Below are 25,587 nucleotides of genomic sequence, written 5' to 3'. Positions count from 1 at the left end.
TTTGATTTTGCTTAGTCAAATTCTATATAGACTATTTACTCAAATTGCTTCTGTAGACACTTTGACAGTTTTTTATAAAAGATCAACAACATTTTATAAAATAATAATAAATATGGTTATAAGAAGATAATAACTTTTACTGGGTTAGGGTAGGCTATATATAGTATTTGAATTCTATATCGCTATCATTATCTTAGTTGTCTGTATGGGTTGTATAAACTTAACTCGCCTTGGTTCCAGCTGTAATTAACGTTATTTTATAATTATTTAAGAGGTTTTTAAGTGAGTATAAAAAAGCCGCTAATGTTATGAGCGGCTAATAAAAATTACTTAATAAAGAGCTATAAGACTATTTTTCAGGATAGAAACCAATGTGTTGATGTAATCTTAAAATCAACTCTTCTTTTTCAGCGATATAATCTAACTGCTTGGCAAATGACGATAATGCTTGTTGAATTTGATTAACAAATTTGCCATACCCATACGATGTTTTATCTTGCTCAGTCGCGACAAAGATCAATTGAATGCTATCAACTAACTTGTTGGCATCCCACTTACACGTGTAGCCACCAGAAGAATGTTTAGGGTTATATCCTAGCATCAACAATTCACCATCAGTAATGACATTTTCATCTTCGCCACGTCTTACGATAGGTACTAGACCATTAGCGATGACAGCACCGTTATGCAAATTATGCTGTTTAGCTGAGCTAATGAACGCATCAGCGATAAGATTATAAAGTTCGATATATTTATCAGAGGCTTTATCATCAATAGTCACTAAAGAGCGGATTCTTCGGTTTAGTGGTAAATCTACAACAGCGTAGGTTAGCGCATCTGCTGATTCAGGTAATTGTAATTTATCGGCTAAATATCGATCTGTCATTGAACGGAATTTATGTGATTGACTCCCTTCAACACCTTTATTTTTGGCGAATAAATCGTAAGTTAAATGCTGATGATCGCAAATACGTATTTTTGTCACGTCAAGTTTGGCTTGTTTGGCAAACTCTTCTAAGACACCTTTTACTTCACTATGAAATTTGGCTGATTCAACTCGAATATCGTCACCATTAGCTAAAAAGATTAAGGTGATTTTTTTCGCTTTGTTAGCACCGTTAACGAAAGAATTACGACTAGTATGAAATTTGGGATCATAAAGAAATAGCACTTGTTGTTTTGTTTGTGCTGTTAACTTTTCAGGACTGTAGCGTACTCTTGGAAACTTATCATTGGCAATAAATTGAACACTTTCAATCGTTGAATTATCTGCTGCGGAAAAAAAAGTATCACTTAAATGTTGATACAATGCGTCGTATGGTTTTTCAGTTCCGTTGGCAATTAATGAGTCAAAATTTTCTAATAATTCATCAGTTAATGGAAGTTTTGCCATTAAATATTGGTTCTCTCTTGCTGAAGAGGGGATATAAACTTTATGTTGTAAATTTCTAGTTCTTGATACAGACATATACTCACCTTTATAGTGATAAAATGGTTAAAATTTGATTGTGATAATTATAGCTAATAGCAGTGGATTAAATCTGATGTGAATCAACTTATAAAGTGAATACTTAGGCTATTTTGTAATTAAATGTAACTTATTGTTGTATAAAGGGTAAACTGTTCATATCGTAGTGATAAACTCGTGCAATCTTAAATCAAGGAATCTTAATGAAAAAGATTAAAAATGAAGCAGAATTAGTTAAAAAGGCTATTTTAATTGGAGAAAAATATGCGATTAATCGTGGATATAAGGGGTTTAGTTCAACTAATGCAGCAAAAGACAAAGTTGAAAGCCTTTATCGATTACTCGTCAATGATAAATTAATCCAGCCTTTACCTGTTGATCAAGAAAACCAAGTAAACATGAAGCATAAATTAGCTTTGTGGATTGCTAAACAGTTACCTCAAGATCATGCGTTATTAAAATAATAAAGAAAAATTACTACAAATTGTACAAATAGAATATTTATTCTAAATAATATCGTTTTTTAGTATTTTTTCATAGAAATCCATGGTTAACACTGCTAGATTGTCATTGGGATTACCTATATAGGCGTCTAGCCGTAAAGAATTAGACAAAAAATACAATTATGCCATCAACAATGGCAAAGAAAAGAGAACGACTTATGTACCAAACTGACGATGTACGCATCAATAAAATTAAAGACTTATTACCTCCTATTGCATTACTGGAACGATTTCCAGCGTCAGAAGAGGCAACAGCATCTGTTGTTGCTGGTCGTGCTGCTATTCACAATATTTTAAAAGGTAAAGATGATCGCTTATTAGTGGTTATTGGCCCTTGCTCAATCCATGATCCTAAAGCTGCAATTGAATATGGTCAGCGCTTAGTTGCACTTCGTGACAAGTATAAAGATACTTTAGAAGTTGTTATGCGAGTTTATTTTGAAAAACCTCGTACTACCGTGGGTTGGAAAGGATTAATAAATGATCCTTACTTAGATAATAGTTTCAAATTAAACGATGGTTTACGCATAGGGCGTAAATTATTGTTAGATTTGAATGAGTTAGGTTTGCCTACTGCAGGTGAGTTTCTTGATATGATTACACCGCAATATATGGCTGATTTCATGTGTTGGGGGGCGATTGGCGCAAGAACCACCGAATCGCAAGTTCACCGTGAACTAGCGTCAGGTCTATCTTGTCCCGTTGGCTTTAAAAATGGTACTGATGGAACAATTAAAATTGCGATTGATGCTATTGGCTCAGCTGCCGCTTCGCACCATTTTCTTTCTGTTACTAAATTTGGTCATGCTGCCATTGTTGAAACAACGGGTAATAGTGATTGTCATATTATTTTGCGTGGTGGGAAAACCACAAACTTTGATGCAGATAGTGTGCAAAAAGTGACTTCACAGTTGGAAGATTCACAGTTAAATACTAAAGTTATGATTGATTTTAGTCATGCCAATTCAAATAAAAAATTCGAAAACCAAATGCTAGTTTCTACTGACGTCAGTGAGCAAATTAGCGAAGGCAACGACAATATTTTCGGTGTTATGGTTGAAAGTCACTTAGTTGAAGGTAATCAAAAACTCGTTAACGGTAAAGCACAAGTGTATGGACAAAGTATCACTGACGCATGTATTGGTTGGTCAGATACTGAGAAAATGCTTGAACAGTTAAATCAAGCGGTATTAAACCGAAGAGAAGCTAAAAACTAGATATTCCTTTATTAAATTTTTCGTGCTAAAACGTCTATTAAGCTCTGCTTTTAGACGTTTTTTCGTTTAGCGCCAGTTAAGTCACTAGTTTTGGAAGTTTATTGTGCAACATTTAATTGAAAGTGTATTAAATCAAATAGAGTCGGTCGTTTTAGGAAAACCAAGGGAATGTCGATTAGCTTTAGCCTGTTTATTAGCAAAAGGGCATTTGCTGATTGAAGACTTACCTGGCATGGGAAAAACCACATTAGCCCATCAATTAGCTATTTCGTTAGGTTTAAGCTATCAAAGAACACAGTTTACTAGTGATTTACTCCCTTCTGACGTTATTGGTGTCTCTATCTTTAATCAAGAGTTAAAGAATTTTGAGTTACATAAAGGCCCTATTTTTAATCAAGTGGTTTTAGCGGATGAAATTAACCGTGCTAGTCCTAAAACGCAAAGTGCGTTATTAGAAGCAATGGCTGAAAATCAAGTGAGCATAGACGGTAATACCTATAATTTACCTGATCCTTTCTTTGTCATTGCTACACAAAATCCATTGTTTCATTCGGGGACATATCCATTACCTGAATCGCAACTCGATCGCTTCATGATGCGTTTATCTCTTGGCTTTCCAGACTTAAAAGCAGAGAAGAAAATATTACAAGCTAATCAAGAGTTATCAACAAACATTCATACCAATGTGCTTAACCCCGAACAATTACTTGAGATGCAACAGGCAGTACAAAGTATAACTGTTTCATCTGATGTTATTGATTACGTGATCGCTTTATGTCAAGTCAGTCGATATCAGTATGCTATGGATAAAAAGCTTACACAAAATAAAGCGGTGCTATCATCTGGCTTGCAATGTAATCCCTTATCACCAAGAGCTGGAAAAGCATTATTAGCGGCTGCTAAAGCTTGGGCCTATATAGAGGATAGAGATTATGTTTTACCAGATGACGTGCAAGCGGTTTTTTACGAAGTATGCCAACATAGATTAGAGCCACAGCAATTTCAACCTAATCAAAATGAAGTGTCAGCCGCTAAACAAATACTGGGTTTAGTTGATGTATTAAATCCGTTAGCTTATTAAGAGTAGCCTGTGAAGATCAAAAAGTTTATTCTTCAACGCTTTGAACGGTGGTTGTCTCAGCGGATCCCTGCACAAAAACATCATACCCTAACAAGTAAGAACATCTTCATTCTGCCAACGCGTTTTGGTTTTACTTATTTACTTTTTGTTTTATTGCTTTTTTTACTTGGAACAAATTATCAGAATAATTTAATTATTCTATTTAGTTTTGTGCTAGCCAGCTTTTTTATTACGGTAATGCTTCATAGTTTTTTTAATTTTTCAAAGATATCTATACATTCAGAGTCTTTGGTTACAGGGTATTGCGACAAAAATATTAATATTCCTTTTTATATTACTGCACATAAAGAACATTTCTACATTCAATTAGATTTTAACGATCAACAGTGCAATTCTTTGTTAAAAGTAACTCCAGCCACTTTGCTGCAAGTAAATAACGGAAATAATACTGTTAATCTTTCAATTCAAGCGCCCAAGCGCGGTAAGTATCTATTAGGTCGCTTAACAGTTAAAAGTGAGTATTCATTTGGTTTATTTAAGAGTTGGTCTAAGTTAGATTTTGAGCATATGCTCATCGTTTATCCATCGCAGCGTGTATTAAATGCAATAGACTCTTACCTTTGCTCAACAAATGACGAAACTCATTTGTCAGGTGTGTCTCAATCTAACCAATTAGGCATTGATGAATTCTCAGAATTAAAAAATTTTGTTAGAGGTGAATCATTAGCTAGAACAGCTTGGAAACAGCTAGCTAAAGGGCAAGGACACTATACTAAACATTATCAAAGCCAACAGGGTGAACCCGTTTGGTTGACCTTTGATGGGCTACCCAATAACCAACTAGAAATTAAATTACAATACTTGAGTTATTTAGTGACGACTCTCTCGTTAACTAATCAAGAGTTTGGTTTATTATTAAAGTTACATGGTAAAAAGACGATTAAAATCCCACCGTCATCTGGTTTAGAGCACAAAGCAAATTGTTTACATGCTTTAGCTACTTATTAAGATTAAATATGCAATTAACGTTAATGGTTATATTACCCAGTGAAAATTAAATACCCTTTAAGAAAGCGAGCTAGTAAACAAACAATACATAAACCTACGTTTTGTTTATCTAAGTCCAATGCATGGTTATTGTGGCTTTCTCAAGTACTTAATATTTCGATGTTAGTTTTTGAGCTTTCAAACTGGATGATAGCGATAGTTGTGCTTTGTTTTTGTTTGCAAGCGGTACGTATTCACCAAAATATGAAACCCGATCACGGTATTAGCCAAGTAAATTCGATTACATGGGTTTCCTTTAACACTATTTCACCGGTATTGTTATTAATGTTTGCTTTGGTGGGGTGTATTGCTATAGCTCTAACGGCTAAAGGGTTAGGTGTATTGATAAGTATGATACATTTATTATGCTTTTCGTATGTTTTAAAAGCCTTTGAATTACGTAGTCGTAAAGATTTTTATCAAGTCACTTTACTTGGTTTTTTTGTTTTAGCTTCCTCATTAATTTTTACACAAAACTTATACTTTAGTGTGTTTGCTTTCATGGTGTTAATGCTTAACCTTCTTGTGTTATATCAATACTTTTCTGTTGTTAAAACCGTACCGAACAACCTGAAAACGATTTTATTTTTGTTATTGCAAAGCGTAATTTTGGCTGTAGTGCTTTTTGTGTTCTTTCCTAGACTTTCGCCATTTTGGCAAGTTCCACTTGCTAAATCGGCACAAACTGGTTTGTCTGCTACGGTTCAACCGGGTGATATTGCCAAGCTCGCCCGCTCAAGTGAGTTGGCTTTTCGCGTTGAGTTTACTCAAAACACCGTACCGTCATACGATAAGTTATATTGGCGTGCTTTAGTGTTAGATAATTATGATGGTCGTCAATGGAGTAAATCAACACGAAATAATATTTGGGGGCTCGCTTTATTTCAAAAAGAGTTACAACGTTTAGCATCATTACCAACAAGTGAAGCCATTGAATATCGAGTGACTGTAGAACCCAGTTTTCAACAATGGTTGTTTGCTTTACCTGTGGCTAACTCTTTTGACTCTAGTATAAATTTAACATCAGATTACACCTTAAAAAGTAAAAAAATAATTAGTCAAACACAGAGTTACCTTGTTAAAAGTTATCTTAATGAAAACAAGAATAGACCCCTAACAAAATCTGAATGGGAGCTTAACCTGAGTTATCCTGAAAACTCTAATCCTAGATTGGAGTCGTTAGCAAATCAGCTTAATAGTCAATTCAATACACCTGAAGAAATAGCGAAGGCAGTTTTACGTCGTTTTAATAACTTGGATTATTTTTATACATTAGAGCCACCTTTACTTATTAACAACAGCTTAGATCAATTTTTCTTCGATACAAAAGCGGGTTTTTGTTCACATTATGCAAGTGCTTTTACCTTTTTAATGCGTGCTGCGGGTGTTCCTTCAAGAATGGTTACAGGCTATATGGGCGGAGAAGTTAATCGCTTAAATGCAAAAGCAGACTCTCAAGGGCATCTTAATATTTATCAGTATGATGCCCATGCATGGTCAGAAATTTGGATTGCAGGACAAGGGTGGGTTAGATTCGACCCAACCGCATCTGTAGATCCAAGTAGGGTAAACCAAGGATTTTCTCAGCGTTTGTCTGACCAACGTGATTATTTAGATAATAACTTTTTCAGTTTACAGTCAATGAAACATTTTGCTTGGATAAATAATTTACGATTAACCCTCGATTTACTCGATTATCAATGGACTAAACTAGTCATAGGTTATTCTGCTGAAAAACAATATGAATTAATTAAGCGCTGGTTCGGACAAGTTAAGTCGTGGCAGTATGGCTTAATTATTGTGGGCGCTATTATTTTGGTCATGATGGTACTTTTTTTTATTAATGCCTATTCACCAAAAACTAATAAAGTACAAACACCAAAAAAACCTTGGGGATTTTTATATAATAAGTCATTAAAATTACTCGCTAAAAAAGGAGTGAATAAATCACCCGATTGCTCTGCTAATCATTTTGTAAAGCAAGTAAATAAAGAGGTTCCTGCAATAGCAAAAACATTTGCTAGATTCAGCCACTATTTTGTTCAGTTATCTTATCAACAATTATCTAAGCAACAGCAATCTATTTTGTTCACTAAAATGAAAAATGAATATCGTAAGCTTAATCAACAAGTTAATAAAGTGAGTTATAAGAGGTGAGTATTTTTAAGTAAAATATTCTTTATAGGTTTTCTTCATACAATTGAAATAATTAAGGAGTATTTTAAATCTATGGGTAAATATTTAGCTTGTAGTCGCGGTATATTTTTCCTAAGTTAATAACTAGGGCGTGTTTATTTTTGTTTAATCACTCAGCCGAGAGATACCTCCTTTAATCAAGGCCAAATTTGCGTAATTTAGCTAGCTAAACCAGCAGATTTTAACGCAGATAAACGGGGGAAATCTCATTGCTGAAAGTATCAGCAAAGGTGAACAAGCCCTAGGTAGAGAACTATTTCGTTTAAACCTTATTGTATGTGCAGAAGATGATGGAGAATCAATTTATGCGTTATAAAACAATGGATAAACAACATGATTCACTTGTAAATAGTCAAGTATCAAGTTCTGGTAATAATGGAAAAGCAATTGACTATATTGATATGAATAAAGTGATAGCTGTGATGAGTTATCTAACGTTATTTGGTTGGTTAATTGCTATGTTTCTTTACGGACAGCAAAAATCTGATTTCGCACGTTTTCATTTAAGACAAGGCTTAGGGTTGATCATTACAGTCGCACTCTTAACACTTATCCCTTTAATAGGCTGGTTTATTAGTATTGGTCTCTGTTTGATTTGGTTGGTTTGCATATACCAAGCGATAATAGGTAATCAATATACCTTGCCTGTATTAGGGCACTTCTTTCAAAAGCACCTCGACTTCATAGAATAAACCCCTTGGTTTATTCTTAATTCACTAACGATATTTTAACCGCTTGTAATCTTAGCAAAATTCTACATTTATTTTAGTAGAGATAAGTGGCTCCATGTGGTTAAATTTAACTAATAGTTTCCGCTTTAATCTTTCATAGGCCTCTCTTTGATTTACCTTTATCCAGCCAATAAAATGGAGCATTTATTAGCTCTTTTTAACAAAGTTTCTCAAGTGTCTCCTGTAGGTGTATTTGAACAAGAGGTTGTTGTTGTTCAAAATGCGGGCATGCAACATTGGCTTAACTTAGCGCTAGCAAACGAGCGCAGTATTAGTATGAATATACGTTACGCGTTACCTGCTCAGTTTTTATGGAAGCTAATAAGAACAATAGCTAGCGATGATAAGGTGCCTGAGCAATCTCCTTATTCACGAGAGGTCCTGACATGGCGTATTTATGACATATTAGCGCTTGAGACTATCATTAATGATAAAAACTTATCTGAAGCCACTCATTATTGGAATAGTCAATATTCACTTGAACATAGTGAAAAGCGTGATGATTTTAAACGTTATCAACTTGCTAAACAGTTAGCCGATTTATTTGAACAGTATTTGATTTTTAGGCCTGATTGGTTAGATGCATGGGAGAAGGGCAAACCCATTGATGGAATCGATTCTAAAGAATATTTATGGCAGGCAAAAATATGGCAAATGCTTGTTAAACATTTACCCTATAATCCTGTTGAGCTACTCGAAGATGCTATCGCGAATATTCAAGATAACCTGCAATCAATACCAAAGAAATTGAGTTTTTTTGGTATTAATACCATGGCACCAATGTGGCTTTCTTTTATCAATGCGTTAAGTGAGCATATTGATGTTCACTTTTACCATTTAAATCCTTGTTTTGATTACTGGGGCGATATCAAAAGTGAGAAACAAGCATTTAAACAGTTAAGTTTGTGGACAGACGGAGCACAGCATCTTGACAGTTTTGTTGGCAACCCGCTACTTGCTAATCTAGGGCAGCAAGGAAGGGAGTTTATCTCAATGCTGCAAGAGTATAGTACTGTTAATGTTGATGCCTTCGATGATATTACAATCGCAGAGCAACAACTGACTCAACCTGTTTTACAATGTGTTCAACAAGATATTCTTAGCTTAACTGATGCCAGAGAATCACCTAGAGAAGTATCAGAAGATTATATAAATGATAATTCTATTGTCGTAACTAGTAGCCACAGTGTACTTAGGGAAGTGCAAGGATTACATGACTATCTATTGAACTTATTTAATGAAGACCCGTCTCTTACTCCTAAAGATATTTTGGTTATGTGTCCTCAAATTGAGCAATATGCGCCTTTTGTTAATGCAGTATTTACCCATGGTTGGCAGGATGTTGACAGTAAGCTGCCACCTTTACCTTGCTCAATAGCTGATAGAAGTGCATTAAATAGTGACCCCATTGTTTCAACCTTCATTGAGTTGTTGTCTTTACCCGATAGTCGTTTTCAAGTTTCTCAAATTGTCTCTTTATTGCGATTACCCGCGTTAGCTGATGCTGTTAATATACCTTTTGACTCTCTTGATAAAATCAACCTATGGCTAAACAAAGCCAGTGTCCATTGGGGGGTTGATAAAGCGCATAAAGCGCAATATGTTGGCGAGGTTACCAATAATAGCTTTACTTGGCAGCAAGGGCTTTCTCGACTTATTCGAGGTTTCGCTTTTTCATCAGAAGATACCGTATACCAAGATCAATTATTATTAGGACTTGTTGAAGGTGAAGATGTTGTTTTATTGGGCCAGCTAATTTTGTTTATTGAACAGTTACAACAATTTAGCCGATTGTTAATAAAAAATCGCACACCAGCAAAATGGCATCAATTTTTATTATCACAGCTCGAGAGTTTATTTGATCAACAAAATTCAAGTCATCATGAACAAAGCTTTACGGTTATTACTGATGCGATTGTTGCTTTAGTTGAGAATTGTGAAAAGGCAGGGTTAACCGAACCGTTGCCCTTAGCGATTGTAGTAGAGTTTCTAACTGAACATTTCAATCAAGGTGATTCAAGTAAGCAATTTATGGTTGGACAGGTAACATTTTGTTCTATGTTACCTATGCGTAGTATTCCGTTTAAAGTAATTGCGGTATTAGGTTTAAACGATGGTGAATATCCAAGGCAGCGACAACCGTTAGGGTTTGATTTATTATCAATTTCAGCAGCTAGGATGGGAGATAGGTCTCGTCGTGCGGACGATCGTTACTTATTTTTAGAAGCGATTATTTCTGCAAGAGAAGTGCTTTATTTAAGTTACCAAGGGCGAAGTATTCGTACAAATAAAGAGAAGCAGCCTTCTTTAGTCTTAAAGGAGCTGATGGAGTACTTATCAACAGGTTATGGTTGGCATTTCACTACAGACGAATCAGATACAGATGATAGCTCAACGGCTAACAAATTATTTCAATTGCCTATGCAAGCTTTTAGTCAAGACAACTATCATGGTGAAAGGGCGAGTTTTGATCAACACTGGCTGACACTTGCTTTATCTAAAAACACTCAGCTTGAAGGTAATAACTTAGTTATATTTCAAGAAGATACCGCTTTTAATTCACTAACTGTTGATGAGCTGGCAAGGTTTTATCAGCACCCCGCTAAATATTTTGCTCAGTCACAGCTTAATTTGTATTTTCAACAAAACAGCGTAACCGTTGATGATGTAGAACCTTTTACTAACGATTACTTAGAAAGTTATCTTCTCAAGCAAACCTTAGTAAGTAGTTATTTAAACAGCAATGAAGGGTTATCAAGTGAAAAGATAGTACAACAAGCATTATTGTCGGGAAAGTTTCCTGACTTACCGATAACTGTTGAATTAATATCAAGCTGGCAACAAGAGTGTGGTATGTTCGCAACAATGCTAGATTCATTTTATGACAGCAAAAATAATGTCACTGTTGATTGTAATATTGATATTTTACCTGATGCTACAAAGCATAAATCTGAAAAAATAACGTTATCCTGCCAATTACAAAATAATGGTGATAGTCATGTTGTTTATCGTTACTCTACGGCTAAAGCTAAAGATCTCTTTACGCTATATTTACAACAGTTAATAGTGCAAATATGGCAACTTAATCCTTCTAATAATGATTCACCTGAAGAGGCTGTTTTACAATCTATTAAGCGTTCTACCGGTTTCTATTTTAATACCAAATCGCAAAAAATAGAACAATATACTTTCTGCCATTTAGAGAACCCATTACAGCAACTATCTGTCATTATTGATGTTTTTAAGAAGGGCAATCAACAAGCACTGCTTTTAAATGGTGAACTTGCCCATGCTGTATTTCAAAAAAAGCGTGGCAAAGTAGAAGAGTTAAGCCAAGAGAAGTTTATCTCAATATGGCAAGGGAACCATTTAACGCCAGGTTTAGGTGAAGATGAGTATATTCATTACTTTTGGCAAAACTGTCCCGATATTAGTTTATTTGAAGAGGATTTATGTGCAGTTTATCAAGCAATGTACCAACAAATATCAAAAGAAATCTATGATATTGATGATTCTAGCGCACCGTTATCTCATAACAGTCTGAACAATAAAGGGGAATCATAATGGAGATGAAAAACCTTAACGCTCATACTATCCCACTGACAGGTAAACACCTCATTGAAGCGAGTGCTGGTACCGGTAAAACCTATAATATTACTCGTATTTATTTAAGGCTTATACTTGAGCAAGAATTATCAGTAGAAGAGATCTTACTGATGACGTTTACAAAAGATGCAACGCAAGAGTTAAGAGGGCGAATCGATGTGTTTATTCGTCAAGCATTAGCGCATTGGCATGAACTCATTGAAACGGATGAATATTTTAAAGCGATAAGTGAAAAAGTTAATGATGATAAAGCTCAATTTCTGCTGAAAAGGGCATTATTGTTATTAGATGACGCTGCTATACATACCATTCATGGTTTTTGTCAAAAAGTACTTAATCAACATGCGTTTACTAGTGGTTTAACTTTTGATACGACCTTATCGACAAATACTAATGATATCACTTTACAAGCTGCACAAGATTGGTATCGTCAATTGGCTAAGAGTGATGAAGTATCATTTAGTTTATTGGCTCAATTTTGGCAGACGCCTACAAGTTTTATTGCCAGTTTTAGTAAAGCTATCTCGCATAATAGTGATATAGCTTTAGTCTCTGTAGAAAGTGTAGAAACCAATTTTGTTCAATTAGTTTGTGAAGCATTGTCGAGCTTAAAAACAAATACTCAACTGCTGGAAGATTCACTGATCTTAAGTAAAAAAGGCAAAGAACAGGGTGTTAGAAAAGAAGAATTTAATCAATTACTATCGTGGCTTGAAGAGGTAAAACAAGTCGAATTAGGCCAAGATGCTTTATTAAACTTACCTTATTTTCCCGATGCATTTATTGATGGCAGACGCTTTAGTCGCTCAAAAGAAAAGCTTGCTATTAAACAGGCATTTGAAGCAGTAAATAAAGTTAAGAGCCAGTTAAAAAGTTTACAGAGTAATATCACTAAAGCTAAAGCATTTCAGGTTGTGCGTACTGGTATTTATAAAATACGTCAACAATGTGCTGATAGAAAAGAGCAGTTAAATGTGCTTGATTTTGATGATTTAATTAATACTTTAGCACAATGTTTAACCTCAAAAACTCCGAATGCTCAAAACTTAGCTAAAGCGTTGTTGCATCAATATCCAGTGGCATTAATTGATGAATTTCAAGATACAGACCCCAACCAATTCTCTATATTACAAGCCGTTTACTATGAGCAAAACTATCAGCATGATAAACGGGGTATCTTTTTAATTGGTGATCCTAAACAAGCTATTTATGGTTTTCGAGGTGGTGATATTTTTGCTTATCTAAGTGCTAGAGCAGGGTGTGATCATCATTGGTTAATGGATACGAATTGGCGATCTACACATGAAATGATTTCTGCTTATAATCAAGTGTTTACTGCACCGAGTGAAAATACACAAAAGAGTGTTTTTGGATTTGGTATTGATTACTTACCAGTGCTTGCAGGTAAAGAATCACTCGAAAAAGCACCATTAAAAGGGAGTGATCAGAATGATGAAGCTTTGCAGATAATTCACTTTTCTCATCAAGAAGATCCTCAGGCTAAAGTGAATCAAGATGTCAGAGTGAATATGGCCTACTGGTGTGCTAATGAAATTCAAACATTATTGGCTCATGGTGATATTAAACCAAAAGACATTGCAATTTTAGTCAGAGATGGCAGTGAAGCGAGAGATATTAAGCTCGCACTGTCTCAAGCGCAATTAGATAGCGTCTTTTTATCAGAACGTGCTAACTTATTTCACAGCACACAAGCAAAACAGTTGTTAAGTATACTTACGGCGATTAATGATTTAGAAAATGATTATCTATTCATTGCCGGGTTATGTAGTGGTTTATTAGGAATTGATGCTAACAAGTTATACGCATTGCAGCAAGATGATGAAGCTTATCAAAAAATTAAATTTGATTTTATCACCCTAAGGCATGAATGGAGCAAATATGGCTTTATTTCAATGGCGATAAAGTTAATGCATCAATACTTTGACGTAGCACTTGAAACTAAAGACAGAAGTCTAACTAACTTAATTCACTTATTTGAGTTATTACAAGCGGCAAGCCAACGATACGCACAACCTCATGAACTACTGCATTGGTTTGAATTACAAACCACAATGGATAACCCTGAAACCGAAGCAGAATTAAGATTAGAGAATGACGGCGACTTAATTAGAATCATTACACAACACGGCTCTAAAGGTCTTGAATATCCCATTGTCTTTGTTCCGTATGCTACCCGTCATAAAGATCCTTTACGCTTTGGCAGTAAATCTGTTAACTATATTGAATATCATAATGCTGATGGACAGTTGATGCTAAGCCTTGATGGTAGTGATGAGGCTAAATTAGCAATGAGTAATGAAGCCTATGCTGAGGCGATCCGGTTATTGTATGTCGCTATAACAAGAGCGGAACAACGCTGTTATATCTTTACCTGTGCATTTGATAAATATCACCTTTCACCATTAGGAAAAACTCTTCAATGGCAAGAAGGACAGGATATACAGCAAGGTATTGAATCGCTACGTCTAAGAGATGAGCAACATATTGCTGTTCGCAACATTGCTATTGAGGATTACCCTCAAGGTAATGAAAACAGTCTTAATAAATTATCTCATTCATCAACAGCAAATGAATTAGTTTTAGAAGCTAAAAAATTTAAGGGTCATATTGAAAGAGATTGGTGGTTAAGTTCGTTTTCTGCTTTAAGTCGCAATATGCGACATGTTGGCGTTTCTTCACCAGATAGAGATACACAAAGCCTTGATAACTCACAATCAAATGAACGATCATCAGCGCATTTATTACGTTTTATGTTAACTAAAGGTGCTCATAGTGGGAATTTATTACACGATATTCTAGAGCAATGTGATTTTTCTGCCCCTAACTGGCAAGAAGCAATCCATTGGCCACTAGTAAAGTATGGAGAATTACCTGAAGGTTTTGAAATGGCTGATTTAGTCAATTGGCTAGAGCAAATTATTTTATGTCCTTTAACGCCAACTATATGTACAGAAAATAATTCACAAGCAGAAAAAGCGTTAACGCTATCCAGTCTTACTTTTGATAAAACTTTACGAGAAAGTGAGTTTTATTTTCCGATGACAAATGGACGTATTGAACAATTAAGTTATGTGTTAACAGAGCATCGAAAAATGGCCACTTGCTGTGAAGGAATCCCTTATCAGCGTGCTATTGCACCAGTGTATTTGCCTGAATATAAAAAACTGACAGGGATGATGCATGGTTTTATTGATTTAATCTTTCAACATAACGGTAAATACTTTGTTTGCGATTACAAATCAAACTATTTAGGTGATGATTTTTCTGACTATACCCATGAAACGATATTGGAGAATATAGAATTACATCATTATGATTTGCAGTATTTAATATATTCCGTTGCACTTCACCGATACCTGCAAGACAAAGTTGAAGGATATCAATTTGAAAGAGATTTTGGTGGTGTTTATTACCTCTATTTACGTGGCATGACAAATGAGCAAGCTGTTTCAGGAAACGGTGTCTACTTTCGAAAAATTCAAGAGTCTGAAATGAAAGCCTTAGATAACTTATTCAATGGAAATAATATTATGACCTCAAAATTAACTAACGCTGATGTTAAAGGTACTTGTTAATGTTATTAACTTATAAATCGTTTTTCGAGGCCAAAGCTCAAATAGATGACATACTTGCCATTGATTATTACTTTGCCAAAGAGATTATTGATGCTTTAGCAATAGAGCATGATGAAGCATTATGTTTTCATTTTCTTGTCGTTTTAAACAAAAGCTTACGAGAAGGGCATAGTTGTTTACCATTACAAGCAGTGGCAGGAACTCAATGTACTTATAGCACACCACCTACTGAAAATGATAATGAATTGGGATACTCCTTTCCTAATCTTACTGAGTTAACAACTTACGTTGAACAGCTAGATATATCGCCTGAGCAGTTAAAGCCTATCGTGTATTGGCAAGGAAATGTTTACTTACGACGTTATTTTCAATTTGAGCAAGACTTAAAAGCAAATATTATGGCAAAGCTATCAATAAAGCCTTCAGCAAGTCATAGTCAAATTAACGCGATTTTAATGCAGTTATTTCCTGAACATTATCAAGGTAATGAATCGGATATTGATTGGCAACTTGTTGCTGTAGCCAATGCGTTAAACAAAAAGTTTGCTGTTATTGCAGGTGGCCCTGGTACAGGTAAAACCTATACAGTAACCAAGTTATTAGCGGCTAAATTAATGATGGAACAATCATTGTCAGTAGGTACTAATGACTCAAATTTGCTTAATATTGCTTTGGTAGCACCAACGGGAAAAGCAGCACAAAGATTATCAGAATCAATTAACAATGCAGTTTCAGGGTTTAAAGGTAGCATTGATGATGCAATATTAGACCAAATCCCTTTAACAGCCCAAACGATTCATCGGTTGTTAGGTGTTATTCATAATCAACCTAATTTTAAGCATAATGAACATAACCTACTGCCTTATGATTTATTACTTATTGATGAAGTGTCTATGGTTGATTTACCGCTAATGTTAAGGCTAATGAAATCATTAAAATCAGACTGTACTATTATCTTACTTGGTGATGCTGACCAACTTCCTTCTGTCTCTACTGGCAGTGTATTAGCAGATATAGCACCAAGACCTTTACCTCAATACAGTACTGATAATAATGCGTATTTAGTTGATGTTACGCCATATGAAAAACAACAATTACTCAACCAAGCAAAACCAGAATCTTACTCTTTAGATTATTTAAGCTTCTTAAAGAAAAGTAGACGCTTTGATGGCGAAGGGGGTATCGGCTTATTAGCCGCCGCTGTTATTGCTGGAAAGGTTGATGAAAGTTGGCAATTATTACAAACTGAAAATAATGAACAACTCACTTATGTTGAGTCTGCAACGGCCGGTTGGCTTTTACCCTTGATTCAACAATATTATGTACCTATAGCTAAATCTAGTTGCCTTGAACAAGCTTTTCAGCGGTTAACAAAATTCAGAGTATTATGCGCTAGTAGAGTGGGGGATTTAGGTGTTGAATCATTAAATAGCTTTATAGTAAAGCAAGTTCAAGCCACACTAGGGAATAAAGTAGCACAAATAAGTTACGGTCTTTCAAGTCAAACGATAAATCATAATAATTTGTTTCATGGTCAACCTATTATGATCACAGAAAATAATTATCAATCTGGTTTGTTTAATGGCGACATTGGTTTAGTCTGGAAAACTGATGAAGGTAGTTTAGCGGTATATTTTGAAGATACTGTGGCCATAGATAATGATAAACCGAAATTTAGAAAATATATTCCATCAAGGTTACCTAAATACGAAAGTGTCTATGCAATGACAATACATAAAACGCAAGGCAGTGAGTTTGAACATGTTGCAATGGTTTTACCTAAGCAAGGCGCTTTAGGCGAAACAAATAAGCTTTTATCAAGAGAATTACTCTATACCGCGATTACACGTGCTAAACAGCGGTTAACTATTTCAAGTGATTATTGTACATGGCAAGAAGGTGTGAGTAGAAAAGTAAAACGTTATTCAGGCCTTACATTAAAGTAATAGCAACCCGTATAAGGTGCGTAACAATTACCTTAATAATTCGAAGTCTGGAGCATTCAACGTTTAGTTTTAAAATGAAGTTATGGATGGGTTTTAAGGATTGATTTTAAGAATTAGTTTTATGGGTCAGTGTAATACACTTTATCAAGTTTACCTGTTGCCTGTATCTGTTTTATAAAAGTTGATATTTCGTCTCGCTGTTCATACAAATAAGATTTTTTAGAAACCGCGATATAGCCATTTACCGGTACTTCATATTGATACTGTGAAATTGCTAGTTTTTGATAATTGTTGTTGCTGATGAGCGGTTTTATTGATTCTTCGCGAGCGATAAAGGTATCAATACGACCCTTTAGTAACATTTGAACTAACTGACCACGAGAAGTCACTTCTATCGTTGACAATGAAGTATTATTATCGAACTCTTCAAAGTAGCGAGCGCCACGTATTTTCCCAATAAGCAACGAATGTAAATCTTTAAAAGAGGTCACTTTAAACTTTTTTGACTTGAGTGTGTAAAAAACTACAGGCATTTGTTGAATTCCAATTGCGGGTTCAATATATGACATAAACTTTTCACGCTGTGGTGTTTTCAATACCGAGAGTATCATATCTGTTTGACCAGACTCCATCATCATAATACATCTAGCCATGGGACAACGGATAAAGTTAATTTGTTTATTTAAATGGCGGGCTATTTGTTTACTTAATCTGATATTTCTACCAACATATTTACCTCCAACATTGTCTGCGAAGGGGGGTTCTATATAAGTTGCTACATTGATAATATTTGAAGCCAACACGGAAAATGGAATAAGGGAAAGTATTAAAGATATAAAATAAATGGGTAAAGATTTCATGTATTATTTCTTTATGGAAATGAGGTTAACAACTCCTTTGTATTGACATTAAATATAATATAACAATAAAGGGGAGTTAATCGCTAGTAGTATATGAATAATAATTTACTAATGTATAAGATTTATTCTTAATAAATCTTAATGATTAACAGAGTAATATTGTCTAAAATTTTTACAAATGTTGTTTTTTAGTACATTTACTATCCATAGTAAAATGATAATAGGCTGTTTTATAAAATGAATATATTATAGGTATAGTAAATGCATCAATAAACTAATGACTATAACACTTTCAGAACAGTAGATTTTCTAATGTAGTTTGTGGTTACTGGATTGAATATTTAATGAGCAGTTTTTTGGTTCTTCATAAATATTTTAGGATGCATAATGAGTTTAAAGGCCTTTAAAAATTCAGTATTTAATATAACTCGCCGCCGCAAAGCACTAGAAAGTTATGCTTGGTGGAATGACTTAAACTATGCTCAAAAATTATCTGCAACTTCACTATTTAACTATGGCTATAACATCGAGTTTATTAGAAAGGAAGATGACACTACTATTGTAGTGATGACTTTAGATAATACCACCGTTACTATCAACCAAGATGGGCTTATCGATACACACCCAGATATAAAAAAAAGAAGAAATTAAAGTTATTCAAATTGTTATCTAAGCTTTCATCCATGTAACCTGTCTTGATATAATCTAATTAAGCTAATGCAAATTTAAGGGTTGTTTAATGCAACTACAGAATATAGATAAACAACAATATAGAAAGCATTTAAACATTGTTATTGTTGGCTTTATCGTAACATTGTTAATTTTATCACTTGCTTTTGGGCAGTTGCTTATAAGTGCTTTTTCTAATGTCTCTTATAGTTCATCAACGTTTGATGTGTCGGTTTCGCAAGCTCAACAACAAGCTCCTAGCGATGAGGTTAATCAAGCACCAAGCAATTTTAAATACAACTTATTAGGCGTTATTCTGGCGTTACTTGCCTGTGCTAGCATATTACACAGCTTAAAAAACAAAGCATTTTTTAATGAAATTTATTATGTATGGCAATTAAAACAGCTTCAAAATCTTATTTATCGAAAATTAAAGAGAATAGAAACTAAAGCCACACAAGGGGATGTAAACGCACTTATTACATTAAGTTATTACTATCAGGGTTTAAAACAAGTTTATACTTTAGATGATAATACGATTACGCTGAGTAAAGTTGAAAAGGACATTCAAAGAATAGAAACACTTGCTGAAGATCAAAACGTGACGATTGAACTGTCATCGTTTGATAAAGCATTATTAGCTAACTTTTAATAATAAATAAACTGTTTAAACACAAACATAAGGATTATGAAATGATCGGATACGTTACTTTAGGTACGAATGACTTAACTCGTGCAGTGAAATTCTATGATGAACTCTTTCAGAGTATTGGTGCTAAGCGCTTTATTGAAACAGAACAGTTTGTTGCTTGGACCACGGGTCCTGATGAAGCAGGTATTTCAATTACTAAACCTTTTGATGGTGAAAAAGCAACGGTAGGTAATGGCACTATGGTGGCTATTATGTTGAAGACTAATGAAGAAGTTGATGCTTTTTACAATAAAGCAATTAGCTTAGGAGCTCGTTGTGAAGGAAAACCCGGCCCCAGAGGTGAGATGTCAGGTTTTTATGCAGGTTACTTTAGAGATTTAGATGGTAATAAATTAAATGCCTTTCATATGAGTATGCCTATTTAATCTCAATTCAGGATAGTCAAGGCCACTTAGTTATACCAATCAGTATAAGTAGATGAACTCTTATATTAAGAGATAAAAACATTTAGATATAAAAAAACCAGCTAAAAGCTGGTTTTTTCTTTAATAAGGTAGTGATTATCTAGCGCGGAAAATAATGCGGCCTTTTGATAAATCATATGGTGTTAATTCAACCGTTACCTTATCACCAGTTAAAATACGAATGTAATTTTTACGCATTTTACCTGAGATGTGAGCGGTGACCACATGGCCGTTTTCTAGTTCAACTCTGAACATAGTGTTAGGTAAGGTATCTAATACCGTACCTTGCATTTCAATATTTTCTTCTTTCGCCATGGGGCGCTAAACCTCTAATTTTTTGCAAGTAAACCATAAAATAATGTGTAGTGTTTATGGCCGATAAAAAAAGCTGCGCGAATGATGCCTAATTGCTACGCTAATGTAAAGCTTTGTGCCTATTTATTTGTAAATTTTACTCATTTTTATTCTTTACGTTGTCAGTTCGATACCAGTGGCCATTAATAAATTTTTCAAAGGGGAAATATCTATTTTTATAATTCATTTTCTTACAATCATCTATTTGATAGCCAAGATATAAGTATTCTTTGTGAAGCTTTTGACACTCTTTAATTTGCATTAAAATAGAATAAACACCTATGCCTTTGTTTCTCAGACTTGGAGAATAAAACGTATACACTGCAGAAAGTGCATTTGATAGAACATCAGTTACAGCAACACTAACTAAAAGAGAATTACCATCTTCTGTTTGTTGCCATATTTCAATAAATAGCTGTTGAGTTAATGAACTTGATAAAAAACTTTCAAATTGTGAATAGGTAGCGGGGTACATGGTACCGTCTTGATGACAAGTATTAATGTATTCTTCAAACAGAGGATAGTACTCACTTTTTAACGTATTTGAAGTTTTTAACGTTAATTGTTGATTACGTTTTAGGTTACGCCGCTGACTCTTTGATGGTGAAAACTCACTTGCAATAACTCTTAATGATTGGCATGCATTACAGTGTTCGCAATGGGGTCTGTATGCTTGGTCACCACTGCGTCTAAACCCTTGTGTCATTAACCAAGCATAACTTTTACTATTATGAAGTCGTTCATCAACAGCAATTAATAACCGTTCTTCTTTTTGGGGGAGGTAATTACAAGGAAAGGTTTTGGTAATACCTAATTTAAAATCGGAACTTGTCATTAGTATTTTAGTGTTAATTCCCTTGGTAGCCAAATATCTTTATCTAGCTCTAATTGTAGCGCTTCTTTCAGTAAGCCATTAAATATTGGGCGATTTATTTCTATTGCACCCATATCAGCTAAAAAAGGGTTAATGATTTGGCAGTCTATAAACGTTATACCACTACTTTCTATTAACTGAATAAGTGCAAGTAAAGCAAACTTAGAGGCATTGGCTTTACAATAGAACATGGATTCCCCTGAAAAAAAACCATTAATAGCAACACCATAAAGACCACCGACAAGTTCATTTTCATGCCACACTTCAATTGAATGCGCATAGCCAAGTTGATGAAGTGCTAAATATGCTTGCTGCATGTCAGGGACTATCCAAGTCTCTTCATTCCTAAAAGGTGCTTCTGCACATAGTTGACTCACTTGTTCAAAGCTTTTGTTGACCGTGATAGCAAAAGGGCTGCGTTTAATCGCTTTTTTAAGTGTTTTATTAATTCTTATATCAGCTGTTTTAATTATCGCACGAGGGCTTGGTGACCACCACATGATTGGGTCGTCTTCATTAAACCATGGAAATATGCCACGAGAATAGGCATTGATAAGTCTTTGAGGGGTTAAGTCCCCACCAACGGCCAATAGTCCGTTAGGGTTGTTAAGGGCAAAATTATCAGAGGGAAAGGTCAAATTATCATTTTCAAGTTGATATAAAATTTGCTCCATTTTTCCCTCTGAAATAATAGCTTATAATGCGTCTAAATATCTTTCTGCATCTAGAGCTGCCATACAGCCAGCACCCGCTGAAGTAATTGCTTGACGATAAATATGATCAGCAACGTCACCCGCAGCAAAAATTCCTTCTACACTGGTTTGGGTTGCATTACCCTGAGTACCACTTTGAATAGTGAGGTAACCATCTTTCATATCCAGTTGGTCTTTAAAAATATCGGTATTTGGCTTATGGCCAATAGCAATAAATACACCTGCTACAGATAACTCTTGCGTCTCATCTGATTTAGTATCTTTTAAACGTACACCAGTTACACCCATATTATCACCTAATACTTCATCGAGAGTACGGTCAGTATGAAGGGTGATATTGCCATTTTTAACTTTCTCATATAAACGATCTGTTAATATTTTTTCACTTCGAAAGCTATCACGACGGTGTACTAGGTGTACTTCACTGGCGATATTTGATAAATAAAGTGCTTCTTCAACCGCAGTATTTCCACCGCCAACAACGGCAACTTTTTGGTTCTTGTAAAAGAATCCATCACATGTAGCACAAGCAGAAACACCACGACCCATAAAGGCTTCTTCAGACGGTAACCCAAGGTATTGTGCTGATGCACCAGTACAAATAATAAGCGCATCACAAGTATATTCGTTACTGCCAGTTAATTTGTAGGGTTTTGAAGAAAAGTCTACTGATTCGATATGATCAAACACTATTTCAGTATCAAACTTTTCGGCGTGTTTCTGCATGCGTTCCATTAATGCAGGACCTGTTAAGTCATCAGCATCACCAGGCCAGTTCTCAACGTCAGTTGTCGTTGTTAATTGACCACCTTGTTGCATGCCTGTGATCATTACTGGTTTTAAATTTGCTCTAGCTGCATAAACAGCCGCAGTATAACCAGCAGGGCCAGAACCCAAAATTAACAGTGGGCAATGTCTAGCTTCACTCATGATTACTCCAATTAGGTAAGATATGTATTTATTTATAAGTTTGGGATGATATGTCGTTATATCAAGTCTGTATAGGTGTTTAGTTAAAAACATCACTGAATAAGTGTAAAGATATCTTATAAGTTATAAGAAATTTAAAACGAATATACGGTTAAAGATAAAAAAAAAGTGCAAGTATAATACTTGCACTTTGATATTAATTTTAATATTTAGTCGATTATGACCTAGTTGATTATGCGTTTAATGCAACTTTTGCATCAACATATTCATAACCTAAAACATCAGCAACCGGTTTGTAAGTAATCTTACCGCCAGCTACGTTTAAACCAGCCAATAAATGCTCATCATCTAATAAAGCTTGTTTAGCACCCTTATTAGCAATGGTAACTGCGAACGGCATTGTCGCATTGGTTAATGCCATTGTTGATGTTCTTGCTACACCACCTGGCATATTAGCAACACAGTAGTGTACAACTCCGTCTACAACATACGTTGGTTCTTGATGAGTTGTTGCTTTTGAGGTTTCAAAACAACCGCCTTGATCAATGGCAACATCAACAATAACAGCACCTTGTTTCATCATTTTAATGTGTTCTTTAGTAACAAGTTTAGGTGCCGCTGCGCCAGGAATAAGTACAGCACCAATCACTAGATCAGCTTCACCAATTAATGTGTCCATGGCATCTGCGGTTGAGTAAACTGTTTTTAATCGGCCGTCAAATTCTGTGTCTAATTGACGTAAGCGGGGTAATGAACGATCTAAAATGGTTACATCAGCACCCATACCTACTGCCATACGTGCTGCTTGAGTACCAACAACACCACCACCTACGATTAATACTTTAGCTGGAGCTACACCTGGAACACCACCGAGTAAAGCGCCTAAACCACCTTGTGCTTTTTCTAAAGCATGTGCGCCCGCTTGAATTGACATACGGCCAGCAACTTCAGACATTGGAGCTAATAAAGGTAGGCCACCCGCAGCAGATGTCACTGTTTCATAAGCAATACAAGTGGCGCCTGATGCGACAAGTAATTCTGTTTGTTGTGGATCTGGTGCTAAATGTAAGTAAGTAAATAAGATTTGACCTGGACGTAACATTTTACATTCAACAGGTTGAGGTTCTTTTACTTTAATGATCATATCAGCAGTAGCAAAAATCTCAGCAGCACTATCGATTATTTTTGCACCTGCTGTAATATACTGTTCGTTGTCAAAACCAATTGAAGCACCACCGTTATTTTCAACAATGACTTCATGACCATTTACAATTAACTCTTTAACACCTGCAGGTGTCAAGCCAATACGGTATTCGTGGTTTTTGATTTCTTTTGGTACACCAATAATCATATTTTTCTCACTCTACTTATTATTGCGTTATTTTTATGCAACGCGTGTTGTAATATTTGCGACTAGTATAATGACATTTTTATAGAATAACCTGTCGTTATTCTGGATAACTCGATATATAATGCTATTAAAAATGATTTAAATGGTTTTATATAAATGAGTAATTACTCTAATAAAAGTCTAGATAGGATAGATAAAAATATCTTAGACGAACTTCAAAGAAATGGTCGGTTATCTAATGTTGAGTTATCTAAACGGGTAGGGCTCAGTCCAACGCCGTGTTTAGAAAGAGTGAAAAGGTTAGAAAAAGAACAGTATATTTTAGGTTATAAAGCAATGTTAAACCCAATGAAACTTGATGCTGCCTTATTAGTACTTGTTGAAATTACTTTAACTAAAACAAGCCCTGATGTGTTTGATGACTTTGCGAAAGCGGTGCATGAACTTGATGTTATCCAAGAATGTCACTTGGTATCGGGAGATTTTGATTTTCTGTTAAAAACACGGGTAAAAGATATGTTGGCCTACCGAGAATTGCTTGGAGATACGTTATTACGATTACCAGCAGTGAGTGAAAGTAGAACCTATGTAGTCATGGATGAAATAAAATCAACAAATTTGTTACCAATTAAACGATAGGCATTAAGAGATATAAAAAGAGCTACTAAAGCTCTTTTTTATATTTTATTTAGAAAATAGATCTAAAAGAACCACCACTTCGGCGACTACTTCTTCTATGTCGAATACGGCTATGTAATTCACGACGTTTTGAGTCTAACCAATCTTCACGAGTTATTGTGGTGTCACCCGCTCTGTCTTTTTCTCTCTCTCTGTATTGACAAAACTCTTCATAAGCTTCGATATCAGGTTGTAATTCTTCAGCAACAAGTTCAATCATAATGGCGTCATCTAAAAAGCCTAACACAGGAATATGATCAGCAACTAAATCTTCAGGATCACTAAAGTAGGCTAGGGCACTGATAACATCTGATCTTTCTGGTTCTGGAATCTGCCATTCACTGTCTTCAATCATTGCGACAAGAATCTCTAACTTGGCTAAACGAAGCCTTACAAATTCAGGTACATTATCTTTTACATCTAAGCTTAGGCTTTTAGCATGCGCTAAGATGTCTTTCTCAGACAATTTCGATGCTTCTGACTGAGCTTTTCTCATTACATCTCTAAAATGTTCTAGATCTGTTTCTTTTAATTCAAAGGTAACTTCAAATGCCATTATCCACTCCTGTATTGACATAAATATGATGTACATAAATAAATCTACCAGATAATCATGACAAAGCCAGTATCTTCTTTAACTTAGTAATTGTT

General features: G+C 35.0%; 21 protein-coding genes. 13 read left to right on the top strand and 8 right to left on the bottom strand.

Annotated features, from left to right (window positions below):
* Nucleotides 1-349: 349 nt before the first annotated feature.
* The gene (locus D1094_RS04620) at nt 350-1,468 is read right to left on the bottom strand and encodes a DUF3083 family protein (protein WP_118958925.1); all 1,119 of its coding nucleotides are present in this window, start codon (nt 1,466-1,468) and stop codon (nt 350-352) included.
* A 203-nt stretch (nt 1,469-1,671) separates the two neighbouring features.
* Here D1094_RS04620 and D1094_RS04615 point away from each other — a divergent pair, with 203 nt between their 5' ends.
* The 9 genes from D1094_RS04615 (at nt 1,672) to recD (ending at nt 17,391) form a co-directional block, all read left to right on the top strand.
* Entirely contained in the window at nt 1,672-1,932 is a 261-nt protein-coding gene (locus D1094_RS04615; protein ID WP_118958924.1) for a DUF5062 family protein, read from the top strand.
* 197 nt (nt 1,933-2,129) lie between these two features.
* Nucleotides 2,130-3,188, top strand: coding sequence for a 3-deoxy-7-phosphoheptulonate synthase AroG (aroG, locus tag D1094_RS04610; protein WP_118958923.1), 1,059 nt, complete (start codon nt 2,130-2,132; stop codon nt 3,186-3,188).
* A 103-nt stretch (nt 3,189-3,291) separates the two neighbouring features.
* Nucleotides 3,292-4,269 (top strand): MoxR family ATPase, encoded by a 978-nt coding sequence (locus tag D1094_RS04605; protein WP_118958922.1) that lies wholly within the window; start codon nt 3,292-3,294, stop codon nt 4,267-4,269.
* Nucleotides 4,270-4,278: 9 nt separating this feature from the next.
* Nucleotides 4,279-5,277 (top strand): DUF58 domain-containing protein, encoded by a 999-nt coding sequence (locus D1094_RS04600; RefSeq protein WP_118958921.1) that lies wholly within the window; start codon nt 4,279-4,281, stop codon nt 5,275-5,277.
* Between the two features lie 39 nt (nt 5,278-5,316).
* Nucleotides 5,317-7,473, top strand: coding sequence for a DUF3488 and transglutaminase-like domain-containing protein (locus tag D1094_RS04595; RefSeq protein WP_118958920.1), 2,157 nt, complete (start codon nt 5,317-5,319; stop codon nt 7,471-7,473).
* A gap of 344 nt (nt 7,474-7,817) precedes the next feature.
* Nucleotides 7,818-8,204 (top strand): DUF4870 domain-containing protein, encoded by a 387-nt coding sequence (locus D1094_RS04590; RefSeq protein WP_118958919.1) that lies wholly within the window; start codon nt 7,818-7,820, stop codon nt 8,202-8,204.
* A 147-nt stretch (nt 8,205-8,351) separates the two neighbouring features.
* Nucleotides 8,352-11,807 carry an exodeoxyribonuclease V subunit gamma gene (gene recC, locus D1094_RS04585; protein ID WP_118958918.1) on the top strand — a complete coding sequence of 1,152 codons (3,456 nt, stop codon included), beginning with the start codon at nt 8,352-8,354 and terminating at the stop codon, nt 11,805-11,807.
* Nucleotides 11,807-15,445 carry an exodeoxyribonuclease V subunit beta gene (gene recB, locus D1094_RS04580; RefSeq protein ID WP_118958917.1) on the top strand — a complete coding sequence of 1,213 codons (3,639 nt, stop codon included), beginning with the start codon at nt 11,807-11,809 and terminating at the stop codon, nt 15,443-15,445. The genes recC and recB overlap by 1 nt, the downstream gene beginning before the upstream one ends.
* Nucleotides 15,445-17,391 (top strand): exodeoxyribonuclease V subunit alpha, encoded by a 1,947-nt coding sequence (gene recD, locus D1094_RS04575; RefSeq protein ID WP_118958916.1) that lies wholly within the window; start codon nt 15,445-15,447, stop codon nt 17,389-17,391. The genes recB and recD overlap by 1 nt, the downstream gene beginning before the upstream one ends.
* 119 nt (nt 17,392-17,510) lie before the next feature.
* On the opposite strand, the gene D1094_RS04570 is transcribed toward recD, so the two are convergent.
* Nucleotides 17,511-18,251: an ABC transporter substrate-binding protein gene (locus D1094_RS04570; protein ID WP_118958915.1), complete on the bottom strand. Its 741-nt coding sequence runs from the start codon at nt 18,249-18,251 to the stop codon at nt 17,511-17,513.
* 387 nt (nt 18,252-18,638) lie between these two features.
* Here D1094_RS04570 and D1094_RS04565 point away from each other — a divergent pair, with 387 nt between their 5' ends.
* The 3 genes from D1094_RS04565 (at nt 18,639) to D1094_RS04555 (ending at nt 19,997) form a co-directional block, all read left to right on the top strand.
* The gene (locus tag D1094_RS04565) at nt 18,639-18,902 is read left to right on the top strand and encodes a hypothetical protein (RefSeq protein WP_118958914.1); all 264 of its coding nucleotides are present in this window, start codon (nt 18,639-18,641) and stop codon (nt 18,900-18,902) included.
* Nucleotides 18,903-18,990: 88 nt separating this feature from the next.
* Nucleotides 18,991-19,572, top strand: coding sequence for a DUF3087 family protein (locus D1094_RS04560; RefSeq protein ID WP_118958913.1), 582 nt, complete (start codon nt 18,991-18,993; stop codon nt 19,570-19,572).
* A gap of 41 nt (nt 19,573-19,613) precedes the next feature.
* Entirely contained in the window at nt 19,614-19,997 is a 384-nt protein-coding gene (locus D1094_RS04555; RefSeq protein ID WP_118958912.1) for a VOC family protein, read from the top strand.
* Between the two features lie 135 nt (nt 19,998-20,132).
* Here D1094_RS04555 and infA read toward each other — a convergent pair whose 3' ends face one another.
* The 5 genes from infA to ald all read right to left on the bottom strand — a co-directional run bounded on the left by infA (nt 20,133) and on the right by ald (nt 24,258).
* The gene (gene infA / locus D1094_RS04550; RefSeq protein WP_011043571.1) at nt 20,133-20,351 is read right to left on the bottom strand and encodes a translation initiation factor IF-1; all 219 of its coding nucleotides are present in this window, start codon (nt 20,349-20,351) and stop codon (nt 20,133-20,135) included.
* 136 nt (nt 20,352-20,487) lie between these two features.
* On the bottom strand, nt 20,488-21,225 hold the full coding sequence (locus D1094_RS04545) for an arginyltransferase (RefSeq protein ID WP_118958911.1): 738 nt from the start codon (nt 21,223-21,225) through the stop codon (nt 20,488-20,490).
* The gene (gene aat / locus D1094_RS04540; RefSeq protein ID WP_118958910.1) at nt 21,225-21,938 is read right to left on the bottom strand and encodes a leucyl/phenylalanyl-tRNA--protein transferase; all 714 of its coding nucleotides are present in this window, start codon (nt 21,936-21,938) and stop codon (nt 21,225-21,227) included. Before aat ends, D1094_RS04545 begins: the two co-directional genes overlap by 1 nt.
* Nucleotides 21,939-21,959: 21 nt before the next feature.
* Nucleotides 21,960-22,907, bottom strand: a complete 948-nt coding sequence (gene trxB, locus D1094_RS04535) for a thioredoxin-disulfide reductase (protein ID WP_118958909.1) — start codon at nt 22,905-22,907, stop codon at nt 21,960-21,962.
* A 232-nt stretch (nt 22,908-23,139) separates the two neighbouring features.
* Nucleotides 23,140-24,258, bottom strand: coding sequence for an alanine dehydrogenase (gene ald, locus D1094_RS04530; protein WP_118958908.1), 1,119 nt, complete (start codon nt 24,256-24,258; stop codon nt 23,140-23,142).
* Nucleotides 24,259-24,414: 156 nt separating this feature from the next.
* Here ald and lrp point away from each other — a divergent pair, with 156 nt between their 5' ends.
* Nucleotides 24,415-24,897 carry a leucine-responsive transcriptional regulator Lrp gene (gene lrp, locus D1094_RS04525; RefSeq protein ID WP_118958907.1) on the top strand — a complete coding sequence of 161 codons (483 nt, stop codon included), beginning with the start codon at nt 24,415-24,417 and terminating at the stop codon, nt 24,895-24,897.
* A gap of 49 nt (nt 24,898-24,946) precedes the next feature.
* On the opposite strand, the gene D1094_RS04520 is transcribed toward lrp, so the two are convergent.
* Entirely contained in the window at nt 24,947-25,492 is a 546-nt protein-coding gene (locus D1094_RS04520; protein WP_118958906.1) for a YkvA family protein, read from the bottom strand.
* Nucleotides 25,493-25,587: the final 95 nt, after the last annotated feature.

This window comes from Colwellia sp. RSH04, assembly GCF_003545765.1.
Taxonomy (GTDB): domain Bacteria; phylum Pseudomonadota; class Gammaproteobacteria; order Enterobacterales; family Alteromonadaceae; genus Colwellia.
This window is presented reverse-complemented; position numbering and strand designations above follow the sequence as displayed.

What these genes read in the sequence shown, in the direction of transcription:
- D1094_RS04620 (WP_118958925.1), bottom strand. Translation starts at nt 1,468, where the DNA reads ATGTCTGTATCAAGAACTAGAAATTTACAACATAAAGTTTATATCCCC.
- D1094_RS04615 (WP_118958924.1), top strand. Translation starts at nt 1,672, where the DNA reads ATGAAAAAGATTAAAAATGAAGCAGAATTAGTTAAAAAGGCTATTTTA.
- aroG (WP_118958923.1), top strand. Translation starts at nt 2,130, where the DNA reads ATGTACCAAACTGACGATGTACGCATCAATAAAATTAAAGACTTATTA.
- D1094_RS04590 (WP_118958919.1), top strand. Translation starts at nt 7,818, where the DNA reads ATGCGTTATAAAACAATGGATAAACAACATGATTCACTTGTAAATAGT.
- recB (WP_118958917.1), top strand. Translation starts at nt 11,807, where the DNA reads ATGGAGATGAAAAACCTTAACGCTCATACTATCCCACTGACAGGTAAA.
- recD (WP_118958916.1), top strand. Translation starts at nt 15,445, where the DNA reads ATGTTATTAACTTATAAATCGTTTTTCGAGGCCAAAGCTCAAATAGAT.
- D1094_RS04570 (WP_118958915.1), bottom strand. Translation starts at nt 18,251, where the DNA reads ATGAAATCTTTACCCATTTATTTTATATCTTTAATACTTTCCCTTATT.
- D1094_RS04565 (WP_118958914.1), top strand. Translation starts at nt 18,639, where the DNA reads ATGAGTTTAAAGGCCTTTAAAAATTCAGTATTTAATATAACTCGCCGC.
- D1094_RS04560 (WP_118958913.1), top strand. Translation starts at nt 18,991, where the DNA reads ATGCAACTACAGAATATAGATAAACAACAATATAGAAAGCATTTAAAC.
- D1094_RS04555 (WP_118958912.1), top strand. Translation starts at nt 19,614, where the DNA reads ATGATCGGATACGTTACTTTAGGTACGAATGACTTAACTCGTGCAGTG.
- infA (WP_011043571.1), bottom strand. Translation starts at nt 20,351, where the DNA reads ATGGCGAAAGAAGAAAATATTGAAATGCAAGGTACGGTATTAGATACC.
- D1094_RS04545 (WP_118958911.1), bottom strand. Translation starts at nt 21,225, where the DNA reads ATGACAAGTTCCGATTTTAAATTAGGTATTACCAAAACCTTTCCTTGT.
- aat (WP_118958910.1), bottom strand. Translation starts at nt 21,938, where the DNA reads ATGGAGCAAATTTTATATCAACTTGAAAATGATAATTTGACCTTTCCC.
- trxB (WP_118958909.1), bottom strand. Translation starts at nt 22,907, where the DNA reads ATGAGTGAAGCTAGACATTGCCCACTGTTAATTTTGGGTTCTGGCCCT.
- ald (WP_118958908.1), bottom strand. Translation starts at nt 24,258, where the DNA reads ATGATTATTGGTGTACCAAAAGAAATCAAAAACCACGAATACCGTATT.
- lrp (WP_118958907.1), top strand. Translation starts at nt 24,415, where the DNA reads ATGAGTAATTACTCTAATAAAAGTCTAGATAGGATAGATAAAAATATC.
- D1094_RS04520 (WP_118958906.1), bottom strand. Translation starts at nt 25,492, where the DNA reads ATGGCATTTGAAGTTACCTTTGAATTAAAAGAAACAGATCTAGAACAT.